We start from the raw sequence: 24,272 nt of genomic DNA on the forward strand, positions 1-24,272 counted from the left end.
GTCAGACCCCTTTTTTGACCCCTTTTTTAGTCTTTCCTCTTTGGGAAGGCATTTCTTCATATAAGATAGCATTGATTTCTCCACCAATTAAAATGATTAGCGAGGAGATATGGAACCAGACCATCAATGCAATTACGGTGCCAATTGTTCCATAGGTAGCTGAGTAGTTTGCAAAATTGGTCAGATAAAAATGAAAGGCATAAGAAGTTAACTGCCAGCCGATAGTTGCGAATATAGCACCTATATAAACCTTTTTTAATGTGAGGCGCAAATTTGGACCTACTAAATATAATAGAAGAAACACGGCAAAGATAACGATAGAACTTACTGCCCAACGCAGAATTTCTAGCTCTAATATAAGCAAATTTAAGTTGAAGGTACTTTCAATGTGTGCTCCAATAACTTGGAGTGATAAAGCTACTATAATTACGAGAAACATTCCAACGGTCAAAAAAATAGAAACTAGACGTGCCAGAAGAAATCCACGGTTTTCCGATATATGATAGGACAGGTTTAATGCCCGTAATATCGAGTCAAGTGCTAATGATGCTGTCCAAAGTGTGAAAATGAGACCTAAGGAAAGTAGTCCTGTTCGGTGGTTTTCTTTTAAGATATTCCATTGGTTTTGAATCACATCTAACACATCTGCAGGAACAAAGGTTTCTTCCAACAGTTGATAAACGTCAGTGAATGTAAAGGGAAGAAAATGTAATAGACTTATGATGAAAATAAGAAATGGAAAGATAGAAAGTAATAAAAAGTAGGCGCATTGTGCACCGAGGTCAATTAATCTATGGTCATTAAAACGTTTAAGTAAGGACTTTAGCATAGTTTTTTCCTCACTCCTTTTGATCGAATAGGTGCTGGGCGGTACTCTAGTTAGCTCTGAGAAGTTGCTAATTCTGTAGAGTCGCAGCTTTCGCTTCTTCAAGTAGTTTTCTGAAAATGGTTTTACTTAAAGTATGTGTTTCTACGTAATAGTGTATCCATTCTTGTTTAACAGGAATAATGATTAGGAAGGCATTGAGGTCATTATCGGAAAACTCGTGGTATGATTAAAAGACAAAATAGGAGAAAGGAGGTTTATGAAAATGAATGGACAGCAACGTAGTAATATTCAGCCGGGCAAAGAAGTTGATATTGTGTTAAAACAGGATCAACGAAGCGGGAAATTAACTCGGGGGATAGTAAAAGACCTTTTAACAAAATCCCCTAACCACCCTCACGGAATTAAAGTGAGACTTGAAGATGGTCAAGTAGGTCGGGTTAAGAATATACATAGTTAGAGTGGAGGGCCATAAAAGATGGATGGCCTTCTGGATAAGTAAGAATATTTAACTTTTTCTGTTTAAAAAAACCCCCTTTGCCACTAATAGGCAAGGGGGTTTTAAAATATGTCACTTTAACCTTTTATTGCTTGCTTCATGCGTTTTAAACCTTCAAGTACAGTTGCTTGCGGGCAGGCCACATTCATCCGTACGAAGCCTTCGCCGCCTTTACCGAAGCTTGTTCCGGGGTTGAAGCCGACTTTCCCGTCTTCCACAAATAGTTTATTTAGTTTTGCATCCGACAGTTCAAGCTTACGACAATCAATCCATAGTAAATAGGTTGCTTGAGCAGGGACAAGTTTTAGTTCAGGAAGGTGTTCTTTAAAATAGTTTTCTACTGTTTCCACATTTCCTTTGAGGTAATCCAGTAATCCTTCGAGCCATTCTTCCCCATGGCGGTAGCCCATTTCCATCGCAAGAATTCCAAATGTATTTAACGTATGGAAGCCAAGTTTTTTATCAACGTCTTGAATTTTTTCCCGGAAATCTTTGTTAGGTGTAATACTGATTGAGGCTTGTAGGCCTGCTAAATTGAATGTTTTACTTGGTGCGATAAGTGTGATTGTTTGTTGCGCAATCTCTTCAGATAGTGACGCCATAGGAACATGTTTATAAGGTTTAAGTACAAGATCTGAATGGATTTCATCTGAGACGATGATAACGTCATTTTCCAAACAAAGATTTGCCATTTTCCGAAGCTCCGTTTCCGTCCATACCCGTCCGATCGGATTATGGGGATGGCAAAGTATAAACATTTTTACCCCTGTTTTCAATGAAGCTTCAAAAGCATCAAAATTGATGCCGTACTGATCCTTTTCTTCCACAAGAGGACAATTTTCTATGACACGATCATTTTCCTTTACCATTGAAAAAAATGGAGGATAGACGGGTGATTGGATCATGATTTTATCTCCTGGTTTTGTAAGAGCTTGAATGGCTTTACCGATCGATGGTACGACGCCATTGCTGTAAAGTATCCACTCTTTTTTGATATTCCAACTCACGCGTCTGCTTAACCAGGAAGTGATTGCTTCGACCACAGAATCCCCTATATACGTATAGCCATAGATTCCATGCTCAACTCTCGCGTGAAGAGCGTCAGTGATCGCCTTTGGAGGACGGAAATCCATATCTGCCACCCACATTGGTAACACATCTGTGTCTGTTTTAAAAACTTCTTTTGTCATGTCCCATTTAAAAGATGCTGTTCCTTTACGTTCCACACTTTCTTCGAAAAAATCCTTCATCTAGATCATCCTTTCAGGTATGTATTTTATTCTTTAATAACCAATCCTAGTGCTCTCGCGAAACCAACAGCTTGTTCTGAGGAGACCGTGCACCCAGCTAATTTGTCCAATGAAACACCAACATTATCAAATGTGCACGTACTCATGTCTACGCCTTTTAATTCGGTCTCAGTGAAGTTAGCTTCGTCAATGTTGCACTGATTATATTCTACATTTTTCAGCGAGGAATCAAAGAAATCTGTTTGGAGTAAAGAACTTTCACTGAAAATAACGTCCTTAAGTGATGCAAAATTAAGTGTCGCAAAGTTTATAAGGCATTCCGTAAAGGACATATGACGAAGGGAGGTGCCGGAAAGATTTGCCCCTAAAAGCTTTGAATTTTTAAATTCAACCCGATGGAAAACAGCATCACTTACGTCAATATTAGAGAGGTCACAGTTCTCAAAGATAATATCGGTGAATTCGGCGCTACTAAGGTTCATACCTTCAAACGTCACATTTTTGAAAATCATTTTCTCAAAGAATTTTTTCTCCGTTGGCTCCGTATCAATGGTGCAATCAGAAACGCTGGCCCCTTGAAAAAACTGTTCTGAATCCATTTCTTCATTCAAGGAAATGTTTTCAAGTACCTTTGGTAACTTTGGTTTTTGTATCTTAACAGGCTTCTGCTGAGTCATTTATTGATACAGTCCCTTCTCTAAGAAAAACGGCATAGCCGTCTTTTATTAAATACAGCGTTAGCTTCCACCGCCATCTAAGTATCAAGGGTGGATTTCCCTTGATACGTGCGGTGTGAAGGTAGCTGCCAATTTTTTAAATTCTTATCTCTTAAGAAAAACGCAAAGCGTCTTTTATTAAAGTATATATGAAAGAATGGCTACTTCGCTAATAATTCCCATTATAGCCCAAATTACTGAGCAGACATAAAGCCTATATATATTCCAAATTTTTGCGGGTCTGACCCCTTTCTTGTCTTTCTTGGACCTCTTTCTTGTCCTTGTAAATGATTAAATATTTATATTGACAGATAAGGGAAACAGGAGTAAATTCACTTTATTAATGATGAAGATAGAACCTTCTAAATAAGTAGAATGGTAATTATCTATATTGTGAGAATGGGGTCCTAATAATGAATGTAAAAAGTAAAAGGCGCTCTATGTCACCCCAAAGATTCCTGGCATTTGGATTTTTAGGAGCTATTATTGTGGGGGCGATGTTATTGCTATTACCTCTTTCAACGACGGCGCCGATCACACTCATCGATGCTCTTTTTACAGCCACTTCAGCTACAACAGTGACCGGATTGGTTGTGTTAGATACGGGGAGGGACTTCACTATTTTTGGTCAAACAGTGATCATGATTTTAATGAAAATAGGTGGGCTTGGTCTTATGGCCTTTGCGATTCTCATCGTTCTCGCCTTAGGAAAAAAAATCGGATTAAGGGAGCGAATCCTAGTGCAGGAGTCCCTTAATCAAACGTCACTGGGCGGGATGGTTCGATTAGTAAAAATCCTTTTAATTTTTGCTTTTTCTATAGAGTTATTTGCGACTCTACTACTTGCGATGCATTGGGTCCCTGAATATGGCTGGTCGTTCGGTTTGTTTACTAGTTTGTTTCACGCAATATCGGCGTTTAATAATGCTGGTTTTTCGTTGTGGAGTGAGGGTCTTAATGCATATGTCGGCGATCCGGTCGTGAATATCATTATTACGTTTTTATTCATTACAGGCGGGATAGGCTTTACGGTTTTATATGATATCGTAACCACGAAAACATTCAGGCGGTTGTCTCTGCATACCAAACTGATGCTAGTAGGTACACTGATTCTAAATGTGGTAGCGATGCTAGTAATTTTTGCTTTAGAATATACAAACCCTGAAACATTGGCAGTTTTGACGAGCTCGGAGAAACTATGGGCCTCATATTTCCAAGCAGTATCACCAAGAACAGCGGGCTTTAATACGATTGATATCGGCAGTATGACACCAGCTTCTATTACGTTTATGATGGGGTTAATGTTTATTGGAGCAGGAAGTGCTTCAACTGGAAGTGGTATTAAACTGACAACCTTTATTATTATCATTTTAGCAGTCTACTCCTATTTAATAGGAAGAAAAGAAACAGTAATTTTTGAAAGGACCATTGAAACGAAAATAGTCATAAGGGCTTTATCTATTGTGGCAATAAGCCTTTTTGCAGTATTTCTAAGTATTTTTCTCTTATCAATCACGGAATCAGCCCCCTATTTAACGATAGTTTTTGAGGCTTTCTCAGCTTTTGGAACAGTGGGGCTATCCATGGGCATAACTGACGAACTATCGGTGATAGGTAAACAAGTAATCATCGTACTCATGATCATTGGTAGAGTTGGGCCGGTCTCACTGGCGTTTGCACTGGCAAAAAATGAACCCAGTAATTTTCGCTATCCAAAAGGCGACGTGTTTACAGGATAATAAAAAGATTATTCGCAATCCCAGAATCCAGGGTAAAGTTCCCCGGATTCTGGGGTTATTTGTTTTCCAGTAAATGGGGGGTCTGACCCATTTTAGCGCCTTTTACTCTTGTACTCTTCTAGCAAACGCCTCGACTACTGGGAGATGTACAACCATTCATAAACTTCACAATACTCAAACGTTTTTTACACAATTTGTATATTATAGCTAATCTTTCTTCATATTTCATTGATAAGATTTAAATATGGGAATGAAAAGGACTAATGTTGTCGAAAGGGGATTAGCATGAAAAAGGTTACATTATCTCATGTATCAAAAAGTTATGATCAACAATCATTTGCAGTCGATGATGTGAATGTAGAAATTAACCCAGGTGAATTTTTCGTGCTCGTAGGTCCATCGGGTTGCGGTAAAAGCACCATGCTGAGAATGATCGCTGGACTTGAGACTATAACTGCTGGTGACTTATCAATTGGAGAAAACAGAGTGAATCATATGCCACCGAGTAAGAGGGAAATATCGATGGTTTTTCAAAATTACGCTCTTTATCCACATTTAACAGTGGAAGAAAATATTCTATTTGGTTTAAAAGCTAGAAAAATGAATAAAATCGAACGTAATGAACGCTGTCAAGAAGCAGCTGATTTACTGGGCTTAACCCCTTATTTACAAAGGAAACCCCGAGAGCTCTCAGGAGGACAACGACAACGAGTTGCCCTTGCTCGAACCGTTGTCAGTCAACGTCCAATTTGTTTACTCGATGAACCGCTTTCCAACCTTGATGCGAAATTAAGAGGGTATATGAGAACGGAAATTCGTCAGCTTCAAAAGAAATTGGGAATTACGATGATTTATGTTACTCATGATCAGGTTGAGGCGATGACGATGGGTGACAGGATGATGGTGTTGAAAGATGGAAAAGTTCAACAGGTTGGCACCCCGCTATCTATCTATAACCAACCGAAAAACTTATTTGTTGCAACATTTATTGGGGCTCCCCCAATGAACACCTTGCCTCTTTCTTTGAGTCAGGACCGATCATTGATGTTTATGAATGAAAAAATATCTTTAGCAACGCCTGTTTCTTGGCGAACTCTTTTAAATACGAAAGATCACTTTCATTTAGGTGTTAGACCAGAACAAGTATTTCCGGCAGAGGAGGTTCTTGAACCTTCAATTAAATTTGACGTAACAATTGAAGATACCGAAGTCCTGGGAAATGAAACACATTTTACTTTTACACTGGGAAAAGCAACATGGAAAGCTAAATGGCAGGGACAGTGGCCCAAAAATATTGGTGATTTATTATCTTTGGCTGTACCCCTAGAAGCAGCCTATCTCTTTGATACAGATACCGAAGAAATATTCTATTCGGGGCAAGTTCAGTTATCGGAAGGAGTTCAAGTGTTATGAGTTCTTCATCCGTGACAGTTGTAGAAGAACGGATCTTGCAGTACGGAAGAAAGGAAAAGCTTTCTTGGTGGGGTAAAACAAAAAACTTCCGGACCGCAATGTTGTATTTATTCCCGTCTATTCTGTTATTTTCAATCTTTCTGTTCTATCCTATGCTCCGGACTGTATATCTTAGTTTCTTTTTAACGGATGCTCAAGGAGTTGCGTCACTGTTTGTTGGTTTTGAAAATTTTGCGTACATCCTTCAATCATCTGTTTTTAGAAAAAGTATGGTTTCAACACTTTTGTTCGTGTTATACACGGTTCCATCAAGTGTTATCATCGCTTTGTTTCTTGCGCTTCTTGCCAACGAGAAATTGCGCGGGATTGGATTTTTCAGAACAATATTATCTTCAACGATGGGGATGTCGGTAGCCGCATCAGCAGTCATTTGGTTGTTTTTATTTCATCCGACGGTAGGAATATTAAATTCATTTTTAAATATTATTGGAATCTCATCGATCCCATGGTTGCTTGACCCCCAATGGGCGCTTATTTCGATTGCCATTACAACCGTTTGGATGAATACAGGATTTGCATTTTTAGTCATTCTTGGGGGACTGCAAAACATTGATCAACACCTTTACGAAAATGCTGAAATTGATGGGGCAAAATACAGGTACCAATTACGAAGGATCACACTTCCGATGTTATCACCAACATTATTTTTCATTATTACAATTACATTTATTAATTCGTTTCAGTCATTCGGGCAAGTCGATATTCTGACACAAGGGGGGCCAGCGGAAGCAACAAATCTTATTGTATATGCAATCTACCGGGATGCATTTATAAATTATCAATTTGGCACGGCAAGTGCACAAGCACTAATATTATTTATACTTGTGTTCGGTCTGACAATTTTACAATTTAAATTTGGCGAAAAGAGGGTGCATTACCAATGATGAAATCAAGAGGTTGGGTGGTTTATCCACTGCTGATTATCTCTTCTTTGCTTCTCTTCTTTCCAATTGTCTATGCATTCCTCGTCAGCTTTATGTCGGGAACAGATGTGATGAATCGCTCATTTTTACCATCGATATGGAATTGGTCAAATTATGAACGTGTGTTTGAGACAGTTCCTTTAATGCGGTATTTAATGAATAGTTTCATAGTTTCGACAGGAGTAATGTTAGGCCAACTAGTGGTATGTGCGTTTGCGGCTTATGCATTTGCATTCATTCCGTTCAAAGGCAGGAATGCGGTTTTTCTATTATTTATTTCAACGCTTATGATTCCGTGGGAAGCAGCGATGATTCCAAATTTTTTAACGATACAAGCATTTGGATGGATGAATTCCTATTTAAGTATGACTGTACCGTTTTTTGCGCTGGCTTTTGGAACGTTTCTTCTTCGTCAGCACTTTAAGACCGTTCCACATGAATTAATGGAGGCTGCTGATATTGAGGGGCTGTCAAAGTTCGCCACTTTTTATAAAGTGGTGTTGCCTTATTGTAGAACTAGTCTTGTAACACTTGGTATATATGGGTTTTTAACGACTTGGAATATGTACCTGTGGCCATTGCTCGTTACGACAAATGATGAAAAGAGAACCGTACAAATTGGATTAAAACAGCTGCAAACAGTCGAAGTTGCAACAGATTGGGGGGTGGTAATGGCGGGAGTTATCATTGTAATCATACCAACATTGTTGTTGCTGTTTATCGGGCAGAAACAATTACAAAAAGGTCTTACTCAAGGTGCGCTTAAATGAAGAATTGCCTATTAACTTGGTCCGAAACTTTAAACTTAAATGAATGGGGAGAATCAGAAGATGAAAAAGATGATATATACTATAATTTTACTAGTTTTAATGGTGGGAATGCTAGTTGCTTGTGGAAATGAAGAAGAAGCTGCAAGTGAAACGCCAGGAACTAGTGGGGAAGAAAATACTGATAATAATAGTGAAGAAAACACTGCCAACAACGCTGAGAACAACACTGACAGTAACGAAAAGAATGCTAATGAATCAGAAGCTTCTGGCTCAGAACCACAAACGATTGAGTTTTGGCATGGTATGGGTGGAGGACTCGGCGAAACGCTTGATGAGCTTGTTGAGCAATATAACGCGAGTCAGGACGATGTTGAAATAGTAGCCGAATTTCAAGGATCTTATGAAGAATTACTAACAAAATTCCGGAGTGTTGGTGGCACAACTGATGCACCTGCTCTAGTTCAAGTATTTGAAGTCGGAACGAAGTATATGATTGAAAGTGGATATACAACCCCAGTTCAGGAATGGATCGATAAGGATGGGTATGATGTTTCACAGCTTGAAGAAAATATTTTAAGTTATTATACGGTTGATGGGGATCTTCATTCTATGCCGTTTAACTCATCAACGCCTGCGTTATTTTATAATAAGGATGCATTTGAAGAAGCAGGATTAGATCCAGAGAATCCTCCGCGTACTTTTTCGGAGATTGAGGAGGCTGCGGAACTTTTAACTGTTTCAGAAGGTGGAGAAACGTCTCAATACGGTTTTTCTATGCTTGGACACGGTTGGTTTTTTGAGCAAATGATCTCTACACAAGGGCAAGATTTTGTTAATGAAGCGAATGGCCGAGACGGAAATGCAACAGAGGCTGAGTTTGGTGGCGAGGAAGGTCTGAAAGTGTTTGAATGGATTAACTCGATGCATAAAGCAGGATCATATGAATACTATGGTCAGAATTGGGATGATATCCGAGCAGCTTTCCAAGCAGGCCAGGTAGCGATGTATATGGATTCTTCTGCTGGAACAAAGGATACGATTGCGAATGCACCATTTGATGTTGGAGTTGCTTTTGTCCCTCACGCAGATGACATAGATCCTCAAGGAGTAATTATAGGTGGAGCCTCCATTTGGATGGCAAATGGAATTACCGAAGAGGAGCAGGCTGCAGCGTGGGAATTCATGAAGCACCTTCAAACAGCTGAAGTGCAAGCAGATTGGCATGTTAATACTGGTTACTTTGCGATTAATCCGGCTGCTTATGATGAAGCAATTGTAACCGAAGAGCATGAAGAGTTTCCAGAGTTACGTGTGCCAATTGAACAGTTGCAAGAAACAGTACCATCTTCTGCAACACAGGGTGCATTAATTGCAGTATTCCCTGAAGCCAGACAGCAAGTAGTATCTGCGTTTGAAGCGATGTATCAAGGAATGTCTCCGGAAGAGGCATTGAATCAAGCGATAGAAGCAACGAATCATGCGATAGAAACGTACAACAGAACAGCAACCGAAGAGTAAGTGAAACTGGATCTGAAAACGGGGTCAGACCCGCCATATTTTACCATGAAGAAGACTTCTCAAAAGGTCAAACGACCTCTTGAGAAGTCTGTTTATGTAGATATTGTTGTTTTTGTGAGAAGATTTGAAGAATCGGAATTCGACATATCCTGTGGGAAGAGCAATTGCTGAAGACCAGAGGTTCCTGGCAGATTGAAGGATTGCCTGTGAAAAGAATCTGCCTTCTAAAAAATAATATAAAATTTCGTTGAATTTTATAATAGGAAACATTTTTGGTTATCCTTTTTCTTTGCTACAATAGAAAAAGTAGCTTAGTTCGAGAGAAAAGAGGAATAGATTCATGACTTCATCGGCAGATTTTTTACTTCAATTGTTTAAATTTATATTTATTACCTTTCTTATTTTGCTTGTTTCCAGCGTCATTAACACTTTAATTTTACAACTATTTGGCGGGATGGATTTGTTAACGGAAGGAATCTTTTCAACAGCATTTTTCGCTTTACAAACAGCAGCTGTTTTCCTAGTCGTTACCGTATTTTTCCGCAATAAAACACAGCTATCAGGCTGGTTTTTTAGTAAAGATCTAAAAGCTTTACCAAAAAAGAAAGTTAAGCAATTATTTATTATCAGTGCAGGTGCAATAATCGGTTCTTACGTTTTACTCCTAGTAAACGCGATGTTAACTTAAACTAAACATGTCTTTATCGTAGCTGCTGAAAAAGTCGACTGTGTTACTTTTTCTAGTAGCTTTTTTCTTGTAGAAAGTATAGAAGACAGCTATCTTTACGCTACGTGTTTTTCTTAGATAGAGCAGAGCGTAGATACTCACACACACAGCATACTTCTTATAAATAATTTGATATAATTAACAGATTAGATTGTGGCAACAGGAGGAGTACATCGTGAGAAAGTGGAATTGCTTTTATATTTTATTATTACTAATAATCAGTGGTTGTGGTCAAAATGATGATCCCGCATCCAATTCCGATAATAAGCTAACGGTAGCGGCTGCAGCCGATTTAGTGCCCGCGTTTAATGATATTGGAGAAAAGTTCACCGAAAAGACAGGGACTGAAATAACTTTTTCCTTTCATTCTACGGGGCAATTAGCGGATCAAATAGAGAATGGGGCACCATTCGACATTTTTGCTGCTGCAAATGTTTCATTTATCGACCGTTTAAGAGAGGCAGGTTTCATTGTTGAGGGGACGCAAGCAACCTATGCCTATGGCAAGTTAGGGTTAACTACATTAAAAGATTCTGGTATTAAATTAGATTCATTGGAAGATTTAAAGGCAGAGGAAATTGTAAATATTTCGATTGCAAACCCGGAACACGCCCCTTATGGAATGGCAGCTAAAGAAATTCTTGAGAATGCCGGAGTTTGGGGAGAAGTAAAGGATAAAGTCGTTTATGGACGCAATATTTCCGACGCTTTGGTGCAAGTGGAGACAGGGAACGCAGAGGTTGGTCTAATTGCCCATTCTTTGGCGATGTCTCAAGAGGATACGTTTGACTTTTTATACATAGATGAAGAATTATATGAGCCGCTGGAACAATCGATTGCGATTATAGAAGGATCTGATCAAGAAGAGTTAGCCAAGGTGTTTATGGCCTTCGTGTTGGAAGCCGAAGGAAAAGATATATTAGAATCACACGGTTTTGAAACTCCGGAGGGTGAATAGAATGGGAGATATTAATCTTTTTCCGTTACTTCTCTCGCTAAGAGTATCGATCACGGCGACAATCTTAGCTATTGTGATCGGTATTCCTATTGCCTATTACCTTCATCGGGCGAATGGTAAAATGTCTGATTTTATAGATACACTGATCACGCTTCCGATTGTTTTACCACCAACGGTTCTAGGATATTATTTACTCGTTTTATTGGGTAGAAACAGTCCTGTCGGTCAGTTTCTTGAGAATTACCTTGATATTACAATAGTTTTTACACCCACGGGGGCAGTAATTGCAGCTTTGGTTGTGTCGATTCCATTCATGATTAAATCAGCGAAAACGTCATTCGCAAGTATTGATCAAGATTTAATCCATTCTGCGGCAATTCTTGGCCGACAGAGATTGAATATATTTTTCACCATCATGGTTCCACTGGCATGGCGGGGTATTGTCGCTGGAATTACGCTTACGTTTGCTCGTGCGATGGGAGATTTCGGTACAACGCTAATGATAGCCGGCAGTATTCCTAATGAAACAATGACTATGCCTATTGCTATTTATGATGCATTGTTGGTGGGAGATCGCATCCTCGCCAACACGCTTGTATTTATCATGACTATCGTAGCTATCACTATTCTTTACGCAATTAATCGATTAGAAAAACGAGTCATACAAGGATGAATGCGCTATGTTAGAAGTATCGTTAAAAAAATCATACTCCCCCTTTCATTTGAATATGTCCTTTGAAGCGGATAAGGGAATTACGAGTATTCTAGGTCCTTCAGGGTGCGGAAAAAGTTTAACGCTCCAAGCACTTGCAGGTATTGCAAAACCTGATGAAGGAAGAATTGTCATGAATGGACAAACTTGGTTTGATAGTCATGAGCGGGTTTTTTGGAAGCCTCAACAACGACAAGTAGGTTTTCTATTTCAAAACTATGCATTATTTCCTCATTTGACTGTATCTCAAAACATAGCATATGGCTTAAAGGGGTTACCTAAATCAACTGTTTCTGAAAGAGTAAATACATGGCTAAAAACAATAAGGTTGGAAGGCTTCGAAAAGAGATATCCTTCTCAGCTTTCTGGAGGTCAGAGTCAACGGGTAGCATTAGCTCGATCGATGATCACGGAGCCGCAATTGCTATTGCTGGATGAACCATTTTCAGCCCTGGATCAACAGATTCGTGGTTCTCTTGAAGAGGATCTATTGAGAGTGATCGGATCTGAGTTTCATGGTGTTGTGCTCTTTGTGACTCACAATATTGAAGAAGCCTATCGGGTAAGCGATAAAATATTATTATTTAATGACGGTAAGGTGATACAGTCTGGCGAACGTCGAGACGTGTTAAGAATTCCGCAATCAAAAAAAGCAGCGGAGATCGTTGGTTGTGAGAATGTATTTCCGGTGACTTCATCGAAAGAGATCGGTAATGATACGGAAGTTGAGTCAGTAGGTCATTTTCTGCAAGTGAGCCGGACGAAGATAAGTCGGCCGGTATATATAGGAATTCGCAGCTACGATGTCTTGTTAACGAAATCAAAGGATGCTTCTTTTAACTGCTTGGAAGGAACGGTTGTTCAAATTGTGGAAGGTGTGAATAACTATAGTTTTACAATTAGTACTGGAGGTCTTGAAGTAAAAGTAGAGGATTTTATGAAGGGCAGTAAAACAAATTGGGAACTCGGTGATGACTGTTTTTTGACATTTCCTAAGGATAAATTGATTTGCATGGAAGAGTAAAAATGAGCGATGATCAAAGTGATCATCGCTCATTTTATCATGTGTTAAAGTTTTTAGAAAAACTAGTTTTCCTATTCTTTATTTTCAATTTGCCATGCGCCTTTTCTTCGAGGATCACCGCCACCATACATACTTTGAAGATTTCCATCTTCATCAAGCACGGTGCCTAATCCTTGAATACCACCATAGTATAAGGGCGAACTATGCCCATAAACGGTATAACCCATTTCCTGTAGGTTATTATTCACATCATCTTTCAAGTCTGATTCTACGTTTACTACACCATCTTCGGTGTAAAAACGCGGCATCTCGATGGCATCCTGCAACGTTAATTTATTGTTATTTTCATCTAAGCCATGTTGATATTTCATGATCGTTTGAAAGACCATTGCTGGAATACGTCGTCCCCCTGGTGAACCGATACCGAGGACAGCTTGACCTTTCTCTTCAAAGATCATTGGTGAAACAAATGATCTAGGTCGCTTGCCGGGTTCATAATAATTCGGGGACTCTGGATTACCACTAAAGTTATCCATTTGACTATTAACGAAAAATCCATTCGTATAAAATCCAGAGCCAAAAAATTGGCCTAGGGAATTCGTAGCTGAAACCATTCTGCCTTCCTTATCAATGATGACAAAATGAGTAGTATTTCTAGCATCCTTTTCTTCTCCAGGAGAATCAAACATTTCATCAGTTATTCCTGATGAAGTTTCACTATTACCGGAGTAAATACCTTCCAAGAAACGATCAATTGTTTCAGGACTTGTGAAGTCAGAATGATCAATCTCATCGTAATAAGGGTCACCTAATGTATCAAGTCTGCTCGAGTATGCTGTATCAGTAATTTCGGTCATTAGGTGAATATAATTGTGTTCATATTCCTCATAGTTCATAAGGTCACCTACTTGTGGTTCTCTTTCCGTAATACCATCTTCAGCTAGTTTAGCTCTAAGGTCAGCTATTTCATCTGCGGTTAATACTTTTTCCAAGTCTAACTGATTGGCAATTTGTAAGGCTTGGACCACTACCGTACCGGACGAAGGAGATGGACCGCCGTGGACGATCTGATCACCTATTTCTGCAGAAACCGTTTCGGTTGTCTTAGCTTCGTAGCCGGCTAAATCTTCAGATGTAAACCCAAAGTATCCTAACCCTTGAGCTACCTCTCCTTCATAAAAGCCAGCTGCTCCATTCTCTTGTATAAGGGTTAGCGTTTCACCTAGTTCTTTTTGTACCAGGATGTCGTTTACCTGGAGTGGTTGGCCGTCTGGATAGTATAACTGACGAGTTGCACTGTCTTCAATTTGAATATACCGAGTCGAGTTTGCAATTTGCTCCTGTAATATAGCACCTACTTCAAACCCATTTTCTGCAGCGTCTATAGCAGGCTGTAATAGTTTTTCCCAGGAAGCCTCTTCATTACCGGATCCCATTTCTTGGTGAAGTTTTTCCATTCCTTTCACTAATCCAGGAATTGCAACTCGGCCATTAGGTGGCGATTGAGCACCACTTTCAGGTGCCGCTTCGCGATAGTCGTAAGTAACTGCGCCATCTTCAGGATCATGAACGAGCATTAAGCCACCGCCGCCAATACCTGAACCATATGGCTCCACAACATTTAGCATAAACGATACAGCAACTGCAGCATCAGCTGCATTACCACCGTTTTCAATGACCTTCATGCCAGCTTCTGCTGCTAAAGGATGGATAGAACTCACACCGTATATTCCGGGACGAGAAGGAGCTTGATCATTATCACTTGTTTCTTCGGCAGGCGATTGGTTAGAAGATGCACCTTGGTTAACATCCACTGAATTGACTTGTCTTTCTTGGAAATCACTGCCGGAATAAGGTTCCCGGAACTGATCGAACTCATCTTCAAAATAAAAGTTCCATGCTATCAAACCAACAAATATAATTACAGCAAGGACGTGGGTACCAACTAAATATTTTTTGTAGTTCATGATGTAATATCCACCCCTTCCAAAATACCAGCTGCATCTAAGTCAATGATGAGTCGTCCATTTTCTGTCTTCCAATGTTCATCTTCAAGCTCTTTTCGTAATGTTCGAAACACCCTCAAATCTCGATAGGGTTTTAGAAACCCTGAAGTTTCCCGAGGTTGTGCTTCCTCAATTCTTAACGGGACAAAAGATAGCTGTTTTGATCCGTCATCTAAGAAATCCAACTGAGCTAATGCAGATTCTTTCGTACGTGACCAACCTTGGTCAAAAACAAAGTTTCCCATACTGTTCATCACAATTGCCTTATGTCCTGCGTCGAGATTACTTTCTACAACAGTTATAGGCTCAAGAACGTGCGAGTGGTGACCGATGATAATATCAGCTCCATAGTTTGTCATATACTGCGCCAATTCTACTTGGCGATCATTATAACTTACTTGGTACTCGTCTCCCCAGTGTGAATGAACAATCATGATATCTGCACCACCGCCACCTTCTTCTTCAGGTAACTTAGCATTTATTAATCTGTCCTGTAACACAGTGATTTCCTCTTTCGTAAATACACCACCAACATAATCTTTTGCACTAAAGCCTTGAACCATAACATCAGTAAATCCAATAATACCAACACGAGTATTTTCGTTGATATCGAAGTAGGATACATCAGCGGCATCGATAGCACCTGCTTCGGCCTCTTCCTCCGTTATATTTATGGCGTCTCCAATTCCCAGAGTCTTTACAGAAGAGTCTGCAAAGTGTCTTAATGTTTCGCCAAGAGAAAGATCCCCAAAGTCAAGAGCATGGTTATTTGCAAGAGTTACAGAATCAAAACCCGCGGATTCAAGTGCATTTATCGCCCAAGGTTCTGAATAAAGGTGAATGTCTTTGTTGTATAATTCAGCGTCATCCATCGCGGAGGCAACTTCCTCATCTGCTACGTTTAAAATAGGAGATTCAAAATTCCCGGTTACGTAATCAGATTCCTCAAAAAAGGGAGTAACATACTTGAAAACTCGATCGATAGACTCGCCACTTTGAATAGTCGAATCATGAACATGCCTGCCTAGCATCATGTCGCCAACCATAGACATTCGATACTCTACATTTTCTTCACGAGTGTCCTCCGGTACTGCAGCTTCAAAAAACCAATGGTAACCGAAGAAAGGGATGGCTAAAATAACTAATGCAATAACAGAATGAAGAGTCGCTTTTTCACGATGACGAATTGTCCATAATTTATTTTTTTCTTTATTAGTTAATTTTTTTTGCATAGCTTACAACGCTCCTACTCTAAAACAGATGATAGATAGATATAATGACAAAAGTAAAAAATGAGATGACAAAAGTCGATGAAAACGTAGGGAAAATACCTTGTTTTTGAATGGAATTTGCAATGAGGCCGGGAACAATGACCCCAATTCCCCGTAATTCCATAACTTCAAAGGGAACGATTGGGATGAAGTCCCATGCCATTTTCATCAGAACCCCTACTGTCAGCATGGCTGCAAATTTCCTGCGACCATATAATACAGTTATTCGTCCAATGACTTGTGTGACTACTAAATAAGTGACAATACTTAGTGCAGCCACGACAATAACAAACATTACCTGGTCAAATACTAGGGCGAGGTAGCCCGGTACTACTAAACCTGCCGGAACAATTCCAGTTTTTTCTGCATAAATAAGGGATAAAAGAACCCCAATAACAATAGCGATATATAAATCTGTACCAAACACGTATGGCCAACTCCTTATTAGTTTCTGAATTTCATAATTAAATTAATTAGTTGATTGGGCTACTTGACGCTCAGGTTTCATGGATGGAACTTTAGGAAATTGCCCTTTGTTTTCATAGGTTAGTAAATTTAACTTCTCAATCTCATTTGCTAATTCCTGGCCACCGCCATGAATGTTTCCAATACCATAGATAATACTCTTACTTGGAAGTAGTTTAATCTCTTCCATCACTTGCTCTGTAGTATGTTTCTCTAAATTAATTAATTGCCTTACGGGTATCGTTCCATCTTCCACGGCATCAACGATTGGTCCTACTGCTCTACCCATTAAAATGAGTGTATCCATGTGTAGTAATGGCAAAACTTCTTCCGCAAATTGAATGGTTCTTTCCACACGATCATCACGACAGTTCATAATGACTACTTTGTTATCGCAAGGATACTCGCTTTCTTTGATTCGATTCCAAATGTTAATCGTTGATGTAGCATCATTTGCGGCAAAGCCATTAAAGAAAAAGCTCGGAGCTGTTTCCTTGCCAAAGCTGTGAATCCGCATCGCACCGGGGTCAACAGGTGCGTGTAACATACCTTTAAGTGCAACCTCTTCGTCAATATTCAAAATATCTGCAACCGCTAATCCTAATGCGATGTTTTGCGGAAACATCATAAAGGGAAAGCTGTTTACATACTCATCATCGACTCTTGAAATATCCGCCAAGACTACCTTTGTTCCTCTTCTTTTTGCAATTTTCGTTAGAAAACGCTGATATTTGGTAGGCGGGATGACGAGATGACCATTGGTAGGAATTGTTTTGGCAAATGCTTCTGCGATTTGCTGTTCCGTGGGTCCCATTACATCGAGGTGATCTTCCATTATGTTGGTGATAATGGTGATGTTCGCTTTAACAAACCGTTCTTGAAATACATCTTGATATTCCGGATTAACAGCCATACATTCTGTTACAAGTGCATCCACACCTTTTCGACAAACTCGGTTCATGATGAGTTTTTGCTCAGAAATATTTGGTCCTTGTAAGCTGCGTGTGATTGGGTCTTTTTCCTCTTGGTCCCAATAAAAAAGGCGAGGAGAAGTTCCTGTTGTTTTTCCAGCAACCCGTTGCTCGTCTTCTTTTATAATGCCCATTATTAATCTAGTAACAGTGGATTTTCCTCTAATACCATTGACTAGAATTCTTGTCGGGATTTTTTGAATGTTTCTGTCAATCTTTTGACGTTCTCTTATTCCGATATATAAAACTATAGCGGAAAAGAAGAGTAAATAAATAAATTCATTCACATGATGACCTCCTGCAGCTAATAAATTGTACTATGATAGATAATGAGTTCATTACAAAACCTTATTCATGTTCTTATTACCCTATAATACAAGAAATAAGCTTGTTTTGGTAATAAACTTGTTACATTGTTAAACTAGATGAAACAAGTTATATATTCGAAGCTAGGGAGGACAAGATGTCGGTCATGTCAAATAAAATGTTGAAAAATACTGGAAACAACAAAATAAACTCGAAAATATTAATTATGACTTCGGTAGAGGCAGAACAAAACGCTATAAGAGAAGGCCTTGGATTAAACAATGAACGATTCACTCTTGCATTAGCAGGTGTAGGACCAATGTCTGCTGCCGCAAACACAGCCACCATGCTGGCAAACTCAGACTTTAGCCTCGTCATTAACATGGGCATCGCTGGCGGGTTTCCTGAAAGTGCCAGTATAGGCGATGTTGTGATAGCGTTAAAAATGGTTGCTGCTGATCTTGGAGCAGAATCTGAGAATGGATTTAAACCTATTGAAGAGTTAGGATTTGGGAAGTCAGTCTATACGGTTACCCCCGATCTAGTAGATAAAGTGAATGCGGCTATCCAAATAGACTCTTTGATTTCAGTACATACAAAAACCATTCTTACATTATCAACAGTGACAGGGACAACTAAATCGTTGGAGGAATTACAACAACGTTTTCCAGAAGCCGGAGCGGAAGCGATGGAAGGTTTTGGCGTAGCCACGGCAGCTGAACTAAAAGGAGTTCCATGCATGGAAATACGTTCGATTTCCAATCTTATTGGCCCACGTGATCGGGAGGCTTGGAGAATAAAAGATGCGCTCGAGTCTCTTAAAGTAGTAAGTTCCATATTAAAGGAGGTTTTATAAATGAAGATGGCATTTTCATCTTGTCCTAATGATACATTTGTTTTTCATGCGTTAGTGCATGGGTTAGTCGACGGTGCTCCGAGCATCGACGTTACTTATGCAGATATTGATAAGACGAATAACTGGTCTGCTGAAAACACCGGGCCTGAGTTAATGAAAATATCCTATGCTGCGCTCCCTTGGGTGTTGGAAGAATATAGATTGATTCCTTGTGGCGGAGCTCTTGGCAGAGGATGTGGACCTTTGGTATTGACGAAGAATAAGCTAACTAACCCCGAAGAGCTTGCTGGAAAAACAGTAGCTGTGCCAAGTGAGAAGTCAACTGCATACTTGTTATTTCGGTTATGGGCATTACAACAAATCCCGGAAGGTGTCGGTAAGATAATCGTGATGCCTTTTGAAGAAATTATGCCTGCTGTTCGGGACGGGAAGGTAGATGCTGGACTAGTGATACATGAGGCGAGGTTCACTTATCAAGAGTTTGGATTAAGTATGGTGAAAGACTTAGGCTCATGGTGGGAAGAAGATACCGGGCTCCCGATTCCTTTAGGAGCGATAATAGCTAAAAGATCGTTGGATCAACATGCCATTGCATCATGGATTCAAGCTTCTGTGGATTATGCGTGGGAAAATCCCGAGGCATCTGAAGCATATGTGATGGAACATTCCCAGGAGATGTCTAGAGATGTAGCAAAGTCTCATATTGATTTGTATGTAAATTCATTCACAAGAGAATTAGGTAATGATGGTTATGCTGCAATCGAATCTTTGTTAGGAAGAGCAGCAAAAGAAGGTTTTGTTCCAGCGTTTGAGATGAGTAAACTGAAAGAATAGAACAAAAAAGGAATAAAAAAACTATAACGGTTATGTAAACTGGCTTTTATAGAAGTTGTTGGTTTGGATAAGAGAGTTTAGAAGTCGAAAAAAAGGTAGGTGCTACCGACGTAGCACCTACAAAAGTAGCACGTAGAAAACGAGAGAATAAGAGAGTTTAGAAGGCTAAAAAAGAGGTATGTGCTACTCGGGGGAGGCAAAAAACTGACGCTGGTGTTAATAAAGGACGGCTATGCCGTTTTTCTTATTTTTCATCATACGATTGTTTTTCTTGAATAGATCCATCGGCATTGTAAATGACAAGGTGAGTTTCTTTGTTCTTTGCTATTTCTCTTCCACGCTTTATGGCATCCTCTTTTTTATCAAAAACTCCTGAAGCTTGCTTAGCATCTTCGGATTGAACTACCCAATCATCTTCTCGCTTGAAAACATGTTCTCCTTTTTCAAGAAGTTCTGGTCTGCTGTCTGACTGAGTATCAGAGCTATCGCGTTTTTTTAATTCTTTATCTTGCTCATTTAGGCTTTGATTTTTCTCTTTTTCGCTTGCGTTCGCATACCATTCTTTCGCCTGTTCCGTGGCAATTGGAATAGCTTGCCCTTCCTTATAACCTTCATCAAGCATTGCATTACCTATTTCGATCGCCTTTTTACGAATAGCTGTTTCAAGGTTTTTCCACGAACTTGGATAATCATTTGTATCCCATGGCATTTCAAAGCACCTCCACGTTTGTACTTATCCACTCATTACCGCAAATTCATTACACTTAAACCAGAAATAATGAGATTTCACGTATAAAAAGATTTAGACCCCCCAGATACTGGAAGGGTCGTTTTAGAAGCTTTCTCTTTTGTGTGGTAAAATAAACCTTAAGCCATTAACGGCTTTATACCGAAACTTATCGCACAGGCTTATTAGGGTCTGTGTTTTTTTATAGATAAGAAAGTATAAACGTATCAAGAGGACCCACCCTTGATACTTAAATGATAGTGGCGAAAGATTACACTGTATTTAATAAAAGACGCTTAGCGTTTTTCTTATAGAAACATTTAGGAGTGATTAACTATGGAAGCAATGGAAAAAGCAATTCTAGTAGGAGTTAATATAAATAAAGAAGCTAAGTTTCAGACATCGATGGAAGAGCTGGCAAATTTAACGGAGGCGTGCGGGGTTGCGGTCGCAGGAGAATTGACGCAAAATCTACCTCGCCCAACTGCTTCTCATTATATTGGTACGGGAAAAACAGAAGAAATCAAGGCGCTTGTAGAATTAAAGGAAGCGAATGTTGTCATTTTTAATGATGAATTGTCACCTTCGCAAATTCGTAATTTAGAAGCCACATTAGAATGCAAGGTAATTGACCGAACGATGCTCATACTGGATATTTTTGCTGTGAGAGCAAAAACACGGGAATCACAATTACAGGTAGAGATTGCAAGCCTTCAATATATGCTTCCACGGCTTGTCGGATTAGGAAAATCGCTTGGAAGACAAAGTGGAGGAGTAGGTACGAAAACAAAAGGAGCAGGGGAAACAAAGTTAGAATTAGATAAACGGAGAATTGAGAATAATATTAATGTATTGAATAAAGAATTAGAAGTTCTTGTGAGTCAACGTCAAACACAACGAAAGCAAAGGAAAAAGAGTGAGATTCCAACAGTATCGCTTGTGGGTTATACAAATGCCGGGAAGTCAACACTAATGAATGCACTCTTAGAGAGTTATGGACAGAGCGAAGGGAAAGAAGTTTTCGAAAAAGACATGTTATTTGCAACGCTGGAAACAGCGGTGCGTCACCTGCAATTACCAGATAATAAAGAGTTTCTTCTCACAGATACAGTAGGTTTTGTTGATAAACTGCCGCATCACCTAGTGAAGGCATTCCGTTCCACACTTGAGGAAGTAGCTGAAGCAGACTTGCTTCTACATGTGATCGACAGGTCGAATGAAGACTATAAAGAGCAGATTAAAGTAACCGAGAAGACCCTCAAGAATATGGGCGTTTCCGATATACCTATGGTTTATGTTTATAATAAATCTGAATTGGCACAGCTTGATGTCCCTTTTGTTAAAGATCAGGAAGTTTATTTATCTGCCAAAAACAGAAATGGTATCGATGAATTAATCTCTCTTATTGAAAAAAATGTGTTTGCGGACTATGTAACAGAGGAGTTCCTTATTCCTTATAACGAGGGACAACTGGTTTCGTATTTTAATGAACATGCACATATTTTGACCACCGAACATGAAGAAGAAGGCACAAAACTGACAATAACATGTAAAAAAGCGGATGCCGATAAATACAGGAATTTTATAGTGGTTGGACACTAAAAACCATCAATTCTCATTGACGTGAAACCATATGGTTGTATATAATTCAATGTAGAACCAAATGGTTTCCTATTTGAAGGAGGATGTTTATGAAGGAAGTACAAACGATTGAAAAAAAGGTTACTTTTCAAGCGCCAATTGAAAAGGTATGGAATGCTGTGTCGAATTCAGAAGCGATAGAGGAATGGTTTATGCCAAATAACTTCGAAGCAAAAGAAGGATTTAAGTTTGAGATACAATCACCATTTGGCCCTTCAGTCTGCGAAGTGTTAACGATAGACCCACCGAAACACCTTTCATTTTCTTGGGGGGAAATGGGCTGGATTATTTCCTTTTATTTAATAGACCTAGGAGACAGCACGGAATTTACACTCACCCATAGTGGATGGGGTAAATTTGATGAACTTATTCCGGAAACTGGTGAAACACACGGTCTTGTGCGCGATCGCATGGATAATGGATGGAACAAAATTGTGTATGAGGATCTTAAAAAGGTTGCGGAAAAATAATGTCTGCGGAAAAACACGATGTCTTTCAAGCAATTGCAGACCCAACTAGAAGAGAAGTTTTGCGATTGCTTGGTGAAAAGGAACTTTCAATCACTCAAATTAGTGATCACTTTCCCATGACTAGAACAGCTGTATCAAAGCACTTAAAGATTTTGTCTGAAGCAAAACTGGTGAAATCTGAAAAGCATGGTCGTGCAAAAATTTATTATTTACATGCTGAGTCCTTACAGGAGCTTAAAGATTGGCTAGAGTATTTCGAGCGTTTCTGGGAAAATAAACTATTGAAGTTAAAACATCAGGTTGAAAAAGATGATTAAGGTGGGTGACTCTCCATGAAAATCGTGTTTGCTCCAGACTCATACAAAGAAAGTTTAACCGCATATGAAGTCGCTCAGTCAATGAAGCAGGGGTTTAAGAAAATCTTTCCGGATGCAGCGTTTATTATGTGTCCGATGGCTGATGGTGGAGAGGGAACAGTTCAATCCCTCGTTGATGCTACAGGAGGGCAAATCATTCAAAAAAAGGTGACTGGGCTGCTTGGAGATACAGTCGAGGCCTTGTTTGGATTGTCAGGGGATAAGAAAACAGCAGTAATAGAGATGGCCTCTTCGTCAGGTATCCATCTTGTTCCTCAAAACTTGAAAGATCCCAAAATAACGACCACAAAAGGTGTTGGAGAATTAATATCTGCTGCACTGGATTTAGGGGTGAAGAAGTTTATTATTGGGATTGGTGGCAGTGCGACGAATGATGGTGGCGCTGGTATGCTTCAAGAGCTTGGTGTTCGTTTGAAAGATAAGGCTGGCAAGGAATTAAGACCGGGGGGACTAGCGTTAAAGGAATTAGATTCATTGGATGTAAGTAACCTAGATCCACGACTGTCTGAGGTTTCTATTTTAGTTGCCTGTGATGTTAGTAACCCGTTAACAGGAAATAGTGGTGCTTCGGCTATTTACGGCCCTCAGAAAGGTGCAACACCGGAAGACGTTGAAAAATTAGATACTGCATTAATTCACTTTGCTGCAGTCATGAAGCAACAGTTAGGCAAGGACGTAGAACACATCCCTGGTGCTGGAGTTGCGGGAGGACTTGGAGCAGCATTTCTTGCTTTTTTACCAGCAACGCTTGAGCAGGGTGGTAAGATCATCACAGATGCAGTTGGCTTAGAGAAGCATGTTCAAGGTGCTGACTTTGTTATTACAGGTGAAGGCGGGATCAATTCTCAAACGGTTTTTGGGAAAACCCCGATTTGCGTAGCGGAAGTTGCGAAAAAGCATGGCGTTCCTGTGATTGCAATTTGTGGAAGTATTGGTGAAGGGTACGAAGCGGTATATGAAGCAGGAATAGACGTTGTGTTTAGTTCTCTCTCCGAAGTTTTATTGATGGAGGAATTACCGGCGAAAGCAAAAGAACACGTTCGTCAGATCTCGGAAAACGTAGCTAGGTTAATGAAGAAAATGGATGTGAAATATAGCCTAGAATGAGGTTATTTTTTTATCTTCAAATAGTGTGGAAGCAGATTCGAGTACCGCGCTATTCTCATTAAATCACCAATCTGTAAAAATAGCATTAGTGAAGATCAATGCCATT

General features: G+C 39.6%; 24 protein-coding genes. 16 read left to right on the forward strand and 8 right to left on the reverse strand.

Translation table 11 applies throughout. The features are described 5' to 3' along the window. Position 1: 1 nt before the first annotated feature. Positions 2 to 829, reverse strand: coding sequence for a YihY/virulence factor BrkB family protein (locus CEF18_RS24550; RefSeq protein ID WP_110939121.1), 828 nt, complete (start codon positions 827 to 829; stop codon positions 2 to 4). Positions 830 to 1,091: 262 nt separating this feature from the next. On the opposite strand from CEF18_RS24550, the gene CEF18_RS24555 reads away from it, so the two are divergent. After that, entirely contained in the window at positions 1,092 to 1,286 is a 195-nt protein-coding gene (locus CEF18_RS24555) for a YwbE family protein (RefSeq protein WP_110939122.1), read from the forward strand. Positions 1,287 to 1,402: 116 nt separating this feature from the next. Here the strand turns inward: CEF18_RS24555 and CEF18_RS24560 are convergent, their stop codons facing one another. Then, positions 1,403 to 2,575 carry a MalY/PatB family protein gene (locus CEF18_RS24560; RefSeq protein WP_110939123.1) on the reverse strand — a complete coding sequence of 391 codons (1,173 nt, stop codon included), beginning with the start codon at positions 2,573 to 2,575 and terminating at the stop codon, positions 1,403 to 1,405. Between the two features lie 26 nt (positions 2,576 to 2,601). Then, positions 2,602 to 3,252, reverse strand: coding sequence for a pentapeptide repeat-containing protein (locus tag CEF18_RS24565; protein ID WP_110939124.1), 651 nt, complete (start codon positions 3,250 to 3,252; stop codon positions 2,602 to 2,604). Between the two features lie 452 nt (positions 3,253 to 3,704). On the opposite strand from CEF18_RS24565, the gene CEF18_RS24570 reads away from it, so the two are divergent. From CEF18_RS24570 to CEF18_RS24610, 9 genes are all read left to right on the forward strand, one after another. Continuing rightward, positions 3,705 to 5,030: a TrkH family potassium uptake protein gene (locus tag CEF18_RS24570; RefSeq protein ID WP_110939125.1), complete on the forward strand. Its 1,326-nt coding sequence runs from the start codon at positions 3,705 to 3,707 to the stop codon at positions 5,028 to 5,030. Positions 5,031 to 5,315: 285 nt separating this feature from the next. After that, positions 5,316 to 6,443 (forward strand): ABC transporter ATP-binding protein, encoded by a 1,128-nt coding sequence (locus CEF18_RS24575; protein WP_110939126.1) that lies wholly within the window; start codon positions 5,316 to 5,318, stop codon positions 6,441 to 6,443. Beyond that, on the forward strand, positions 6,440 to 7,387 hold the full coding sequence (locus CEF18_RS24580) for a carbohydrate ABC transporter permease (protein WP_110939127.1): 948 nt from the start codon (positions 6,440 to 6,442) through the stop codon (positions 7,385 to 7,387). The genes CEF18_RS24575 and CEF18_RS24580 overlap by 4 nt, the downstream gene beginning before the upstream one ends. After that, on the forward strand, positions 7,384 to 8,196 hold the full coding sequence (locus CEF18_RS24585) for a carbohydrate ABC transporter permease (protein WP_110939128.1): 813 nt from the start codon (positions 7,384 to 7,386) through the stop codon (positions 8,194 to 8,196). Before CEF18_RS24580 ends, CEF18_RS24585 begins: the two co-directional genes overlap by 4 nt. A 60-nt stretch (positions 8,197 to 8,256) precedes the next feature. After that, positions 8,257 to 9,714, forward strand: a complete 1,458-nt coding sequence (locus CEF18_RS24590; protein ID WP_110939129.1) for an ABC transporter substrate-binding protein — start codon at positions 8,257 to 8,259, stop codon at positions 9,712 to 9,714. A 340-nt stretch (positions 9,715 to 10,054) separates the two neighbouring features. Continuing rightward, positions 10,055 to 10,402, forward strand: coding sequence for a hypothetical protein (locus CEF18_RS24595; protein ID WP_110939130.1), 348 nt, complete (start codon positions 10,055 to 10,057; stop codon positions 10,400 to 10,402). A gap of 214 nt (positions 10,403 to 10,616) precedes the next feature. Continuing rightward, positions 10,617 to 11,399, forward strand: coding sequence for a molybdate ABC transporter substrate-binding protein (modA, locus tag CEF18_RS24600; RefSeq protein ID WP_183041132.1), 783 nt, complete (start codon positions 10,617 to 10,619; stop codon positions 11,397 to 11,399). 1 nt (position 11,400) lies between these two features. Beyond that, positions 11,401 to 12,072: a molybdate ABC transporter permease subunit gene (gene modB, locus CEF18_RS24605; protein ID WP_110939132.1), complete on the forward strand. Its 672-nt coding sequence runs from the start codon at positions 11,401 to 11,403 to the stop codon at positions 12,070 to 12,072. 7 nt (positions 12,073 to 12,079) lie between these two features. Continuing rightward, positions 12,080 to 13,135 (forward strand): sulfate/molybdate ABC transporter ATP-binding protein, encoded by a 1,056-nt coding sequence (locus tag CEF18_RS24610; protein ID WP_110939133.1) that lies wholly within the window; start codon positions 12,080 to 12,082, stop codon positions 13,133 to 13,135. Between the two features lie 71 nt (positions 13,136 to 13,206). Here the strand turns inward: CEF18_RS24610 and CEF18_RS24615 are convergent, their stop codons facing one another. From CEF18_RS24615 to pgsB, 4 genes are read right to left on the reverse strand one after another with little or no spacing between them, the layout of a single operon-like run. Next, positions 13,207 to 15,102, reverse strand: coding sequence for a gamma-glutamyltransferase family protein (locus CEF18_RS24615; protein ID WP_110939134.1), 1,896 nt, complete (start codon positions 15,100 to 15,102; stop codon positions 13,207 to 13,209). Then, a complete protein-coding gene (locus CEF18_RS24620; RefSeq protein WP_110939135.1) occupies positions 15,099 to 16,373 on the reverse strand; it encodes a CapA family protein in 1,275 nt (424 codons plus the stop codon). The genes CEF18_RS24615 and CEF18_RS24620 overlap by 4 nt, the downstream gene beginning before the upstream one ends. Before the next feature lie 19 nt (positions 16,374 to 16,392). Continuing rightward, entirely contained in the window at positions 16,393 to 16,839 is a 447-nt protein-coding gene (pgsC, locus tag CEF18_RS24625; protein ID WP_110939136.1) for a poly-gamma-glutamate biosynthesis protein PgsC, read from the reverse strand. 42 nt (positions 16,840 to 16,881) lie between these two features. After that, on the reverse strand, positions 16,882 to 18,123 hold the full coding sequence (gene pgsB / locus CEF18_RS24630) for a poly-gamma-glutamate synthase PgsB (protein ID WP_223292477.1): 1,242 nt from the start codon (positions 18,121 to 18,123) through the stop codon (positions 16,882 to 16,884). 197 nt (positions 18,124 to 18,320) lie between these two features. Between pgsB and CEF18_RS24635 the strand changes: the two genes are divergently transcribed. Both CEF18_RS24635 and CEF18_RS24640 read left to right on the forward strand, forming a co-directional pair. Next, positions 18,321 to 19,010 carry a futalosine hydrolase gene (locus tag CEF18_RS24635; RefSeq protein WP_223292474.1) on the forward strand — a complete coding sequence of 230 codons (690 nt, stop codon included), beginning with the start codon at positions 18,321 to 18,323 and terminating at the stop codon, positions 19,008 to 19,010. Next, a complete protein-coding gene (locus CEF18_RS24640) occupies positions 19,011 to 19,844 on the forward strand; it encodes a 1,4-dihydroxy-6-naphthoate synthase (RefSeq protein ID WP_110939138.1) in 834 nt (277 codons plus the stop codon). Positions 19,845 to 20,088: 244 nt separating this feature from the next. Here the strand turns inward: CEF18_RS24640 and CEF18_RS24645 are convergent, their stop codons facing one another. Beyond that, positions 20,089 to 20,553, reverse strand: coding sequence for a DUF2188 domain-containing protein (locus CEF18_RS24645; protein ID WP_110939139.1), 465 nt, complete (start codon positions 20,551 to 20,553; stop codon positions 20,089 to 20,091). 354 nt (positions 20,554 to 20,907) lie between these two features. Here CEF18_RS24645 and hflX point away from each other — a divergent pair, with 354 nt between their 5' ends. The 4 genes from hflX to CEF18_RS24665 all read left to right on the forward strand — a co-directional run bounded on the left by hflX (position 20,908) and on the right by CEF18_RS24665 (position 24,166). Then, positions 20,908 to 22,173 (forward strand): GTPase HflX, encoded by a 1,266-nt coding sequence (hflX, locus tag CEF18_RS24650; protein ID WP_110939140.1) that lies wholly within the window; start codon positions 20,908 to 20,910, stop codon positions 22,171 to 22,173. Between the two features lie 89 nt (positions 22,174 to 22,262). After that, positions 22,263 to 22,682, forward strand: coding sequence for an SRPBCC family protein (locus tag CEF18_RS24655; RefSeq protein WP_110939141.1), 420 nt, complete (start codon positions 22,263 to 22,265; stop codon positions 22,680 to 22,682). Beyond that, complete coding sequence (locus CEF18_RS24660) at positions 22,682 to 22,999, forward strand: ArsR/SmtB family transcription factor (protein ID WP_110939142.1); 318 nt, start codon at positions 22,682 to 22,684, stop codon at positions 22,997 to 22,999. Before CEF18_RS24655 ends, CEF18_RS24660 begins: the two co-directional genes overlap by 1 nt. Positions 23,000 to 23,014: 15 nt before the next feature. Beyond that, complete coding sequence (locus CEF18_RS24665; protein WP_110939143.1) at positions 23,015 to 24,166, forward strand: glycerate kinase; 1,152 nt, start codon at positions 23,015 to 23,017, stop codon at positions 24,164 to 24,166. Positions 24,167 to 24,272 lie beyond the last annotated feature (106 nt).

The sequence above is a fragment of the Salipaludibacillus neizhouensis genome (assembly GCF_002886185.1).
In the GTDB taxonomy this organism is placed as follows: Bacteria; Bacillota; Bacilli; order Bacillales; family Salisediminibacteriaceae; genus Salipaludibacillus; species Salipaludibacillus neizhouensis.

Excerpts from the sequence above, each read along its gene's own strand:
- CEF18_RS24610 (WP_110939133.1), top strand. The coding sequence starts at position 12,080 with ATGTTAGAAGTATCGTTAAAAAAATCATACTCCCCCTTTCATTTGAAT.
- hflX (WP_110939140.1), top strand. The coding sequence starts at position 20,908 with ATGGAAGCAATGGAAAAAGCAATTCTAGTAGGAGTTAATATAAATAAA.
- CEF18_RS24595 (WP_110939130.1), top strand. The coding sequence starts at position 10,055 with ATGACTTCATCGGCAGATTTTTTACTTCAATTGTTTAAATTTATATTT.
- CEF18_RS24660 (WP_110939142.1), top strand. The coding sequence starts at position 22,682 with ATGTCTGCGGAAAAACACGATGTCTTTCAAGCAATTGCAGACCCAACT.
- CEF18_RS24620 (WP_110939135.1), bottom strand. The coding sequence starts at position 16,373 with ATGCAAAAAAAATTAACTAATAAAGAAAAAAATAAATTATGGACAATT.
- CEF18_RS24555 (WP_110939122.1), top strand. The coding sequence starts at position 1,092 with ATGAATGGACAGCAACGTAGTAATATTCAGCCGGGCAAAGAAGTTGAT.
- CEF18_RS24560 (WP_110939123.1), bottom strand. The coding sequence starts at position 2,575 with ATGAAGGATTTTTTCGAAGAAAGTGTGGAACGTAAAGGAACAGCATCT.
- CEF18_RS24590 (WP_110939129.1), top strand. The coding sequence starts at position 8,257 with ATGAAAAAGATGATATATACTATAATTTTACTAGTTTTAATGGTGGGA.
- CEF18_RS24635 (WP_223292474.1), top strand. The coding sequence starts at position 18,321 with ATGTCAAATAAAATGTTGAAAAATACTGGAAACAACAAAATAAACTCG.
- CEF18_RS24580 (WP_110939127.1), top strand. The coding sequence starts at position 6,440 with ATGAGTTCTTCATCCGTGACAGTTGTAGAAGAACGGATCTTGCAGTAC.
- modB (WP_110939132.1), top strand. The coding sequence starts at position 11,401 with ATGGGAGATATTAATCTTTTTCCGTTACTTCTCTCGCTAAGAGTATCG.
- CEF18_RS24570 (WP_110939125.1), top strand. The coding sequence starts at position 3,705 with ATGAATGTAAAAAGTAAAAGGCGCTCTATGTCACCCCAAAGATTCCTG.
- CEF18_RS24585 (WP_110939128.1), top strand. The coding sequence starts at position 7,384 with ATGATGAAATCAAGAGGTTGGGTGGTTTATCCACTGCTGATTATCTCT.
- CEF18_RS24575 (WP_110939126.1), top strand. The coding sequence starts at position 5,316 with ATGAAAAAGGTTACATTATCTCATGTATCAAAAAGTTATGATCAACAA.
- CEF18_RS24615 (WP_110939134.1), bottom strand. The coding sequence starts at position 15,102 with ATGAACTACAAAAAATATTTAGTTGGTACCCACGTCCTTGCTGTAATT.
- CEF18_RS24565 (WP_110939124.1), bottom strand. The coding sequence starts at position 3,252 with ATGACTCAGCAGAAGCCTGTTAAGATACAAAAACCAAAGTTACCAAAG.
- CEF18_RS24665 (WP_110939143.1), top strand. The coding sequence starts at position 23,015 with ATGAAAATCGTGTTTGCTCCAGACTCATACAAAGAAAGTTTAACCGCA.
- CEF18_RS24550 (WP_110939121.1), bottom strand. The coding sequence starts at position 829 with ATGCTAAAGTCCTTACTTAAACGTTTTAATGACCATAGATTAATTGAC.
- CEF18_RS24645 (WP_110939139.1), bottom strand. The coding sequence starts at position 20,553 with ATGCCATGGGATACAAATGATTATCCAAGTTCGTGGAAAAACCTTGAA.
- CEF18_RS24640 (WP_110939138.1), top strand. The coding sequence starts at position 19,011 with ATGAAGATGGCATTTTCATCTTGTCCTAATGATACATTTGTTTTTCAT.
- CEF18_RS24655 (WP_110939141.1), top strand. The coding sequence starts at position 22,263 with ATGAAGGAAGTACAAACGATTGAAAAAAAGGTTACTTTTCAAGCGCCA.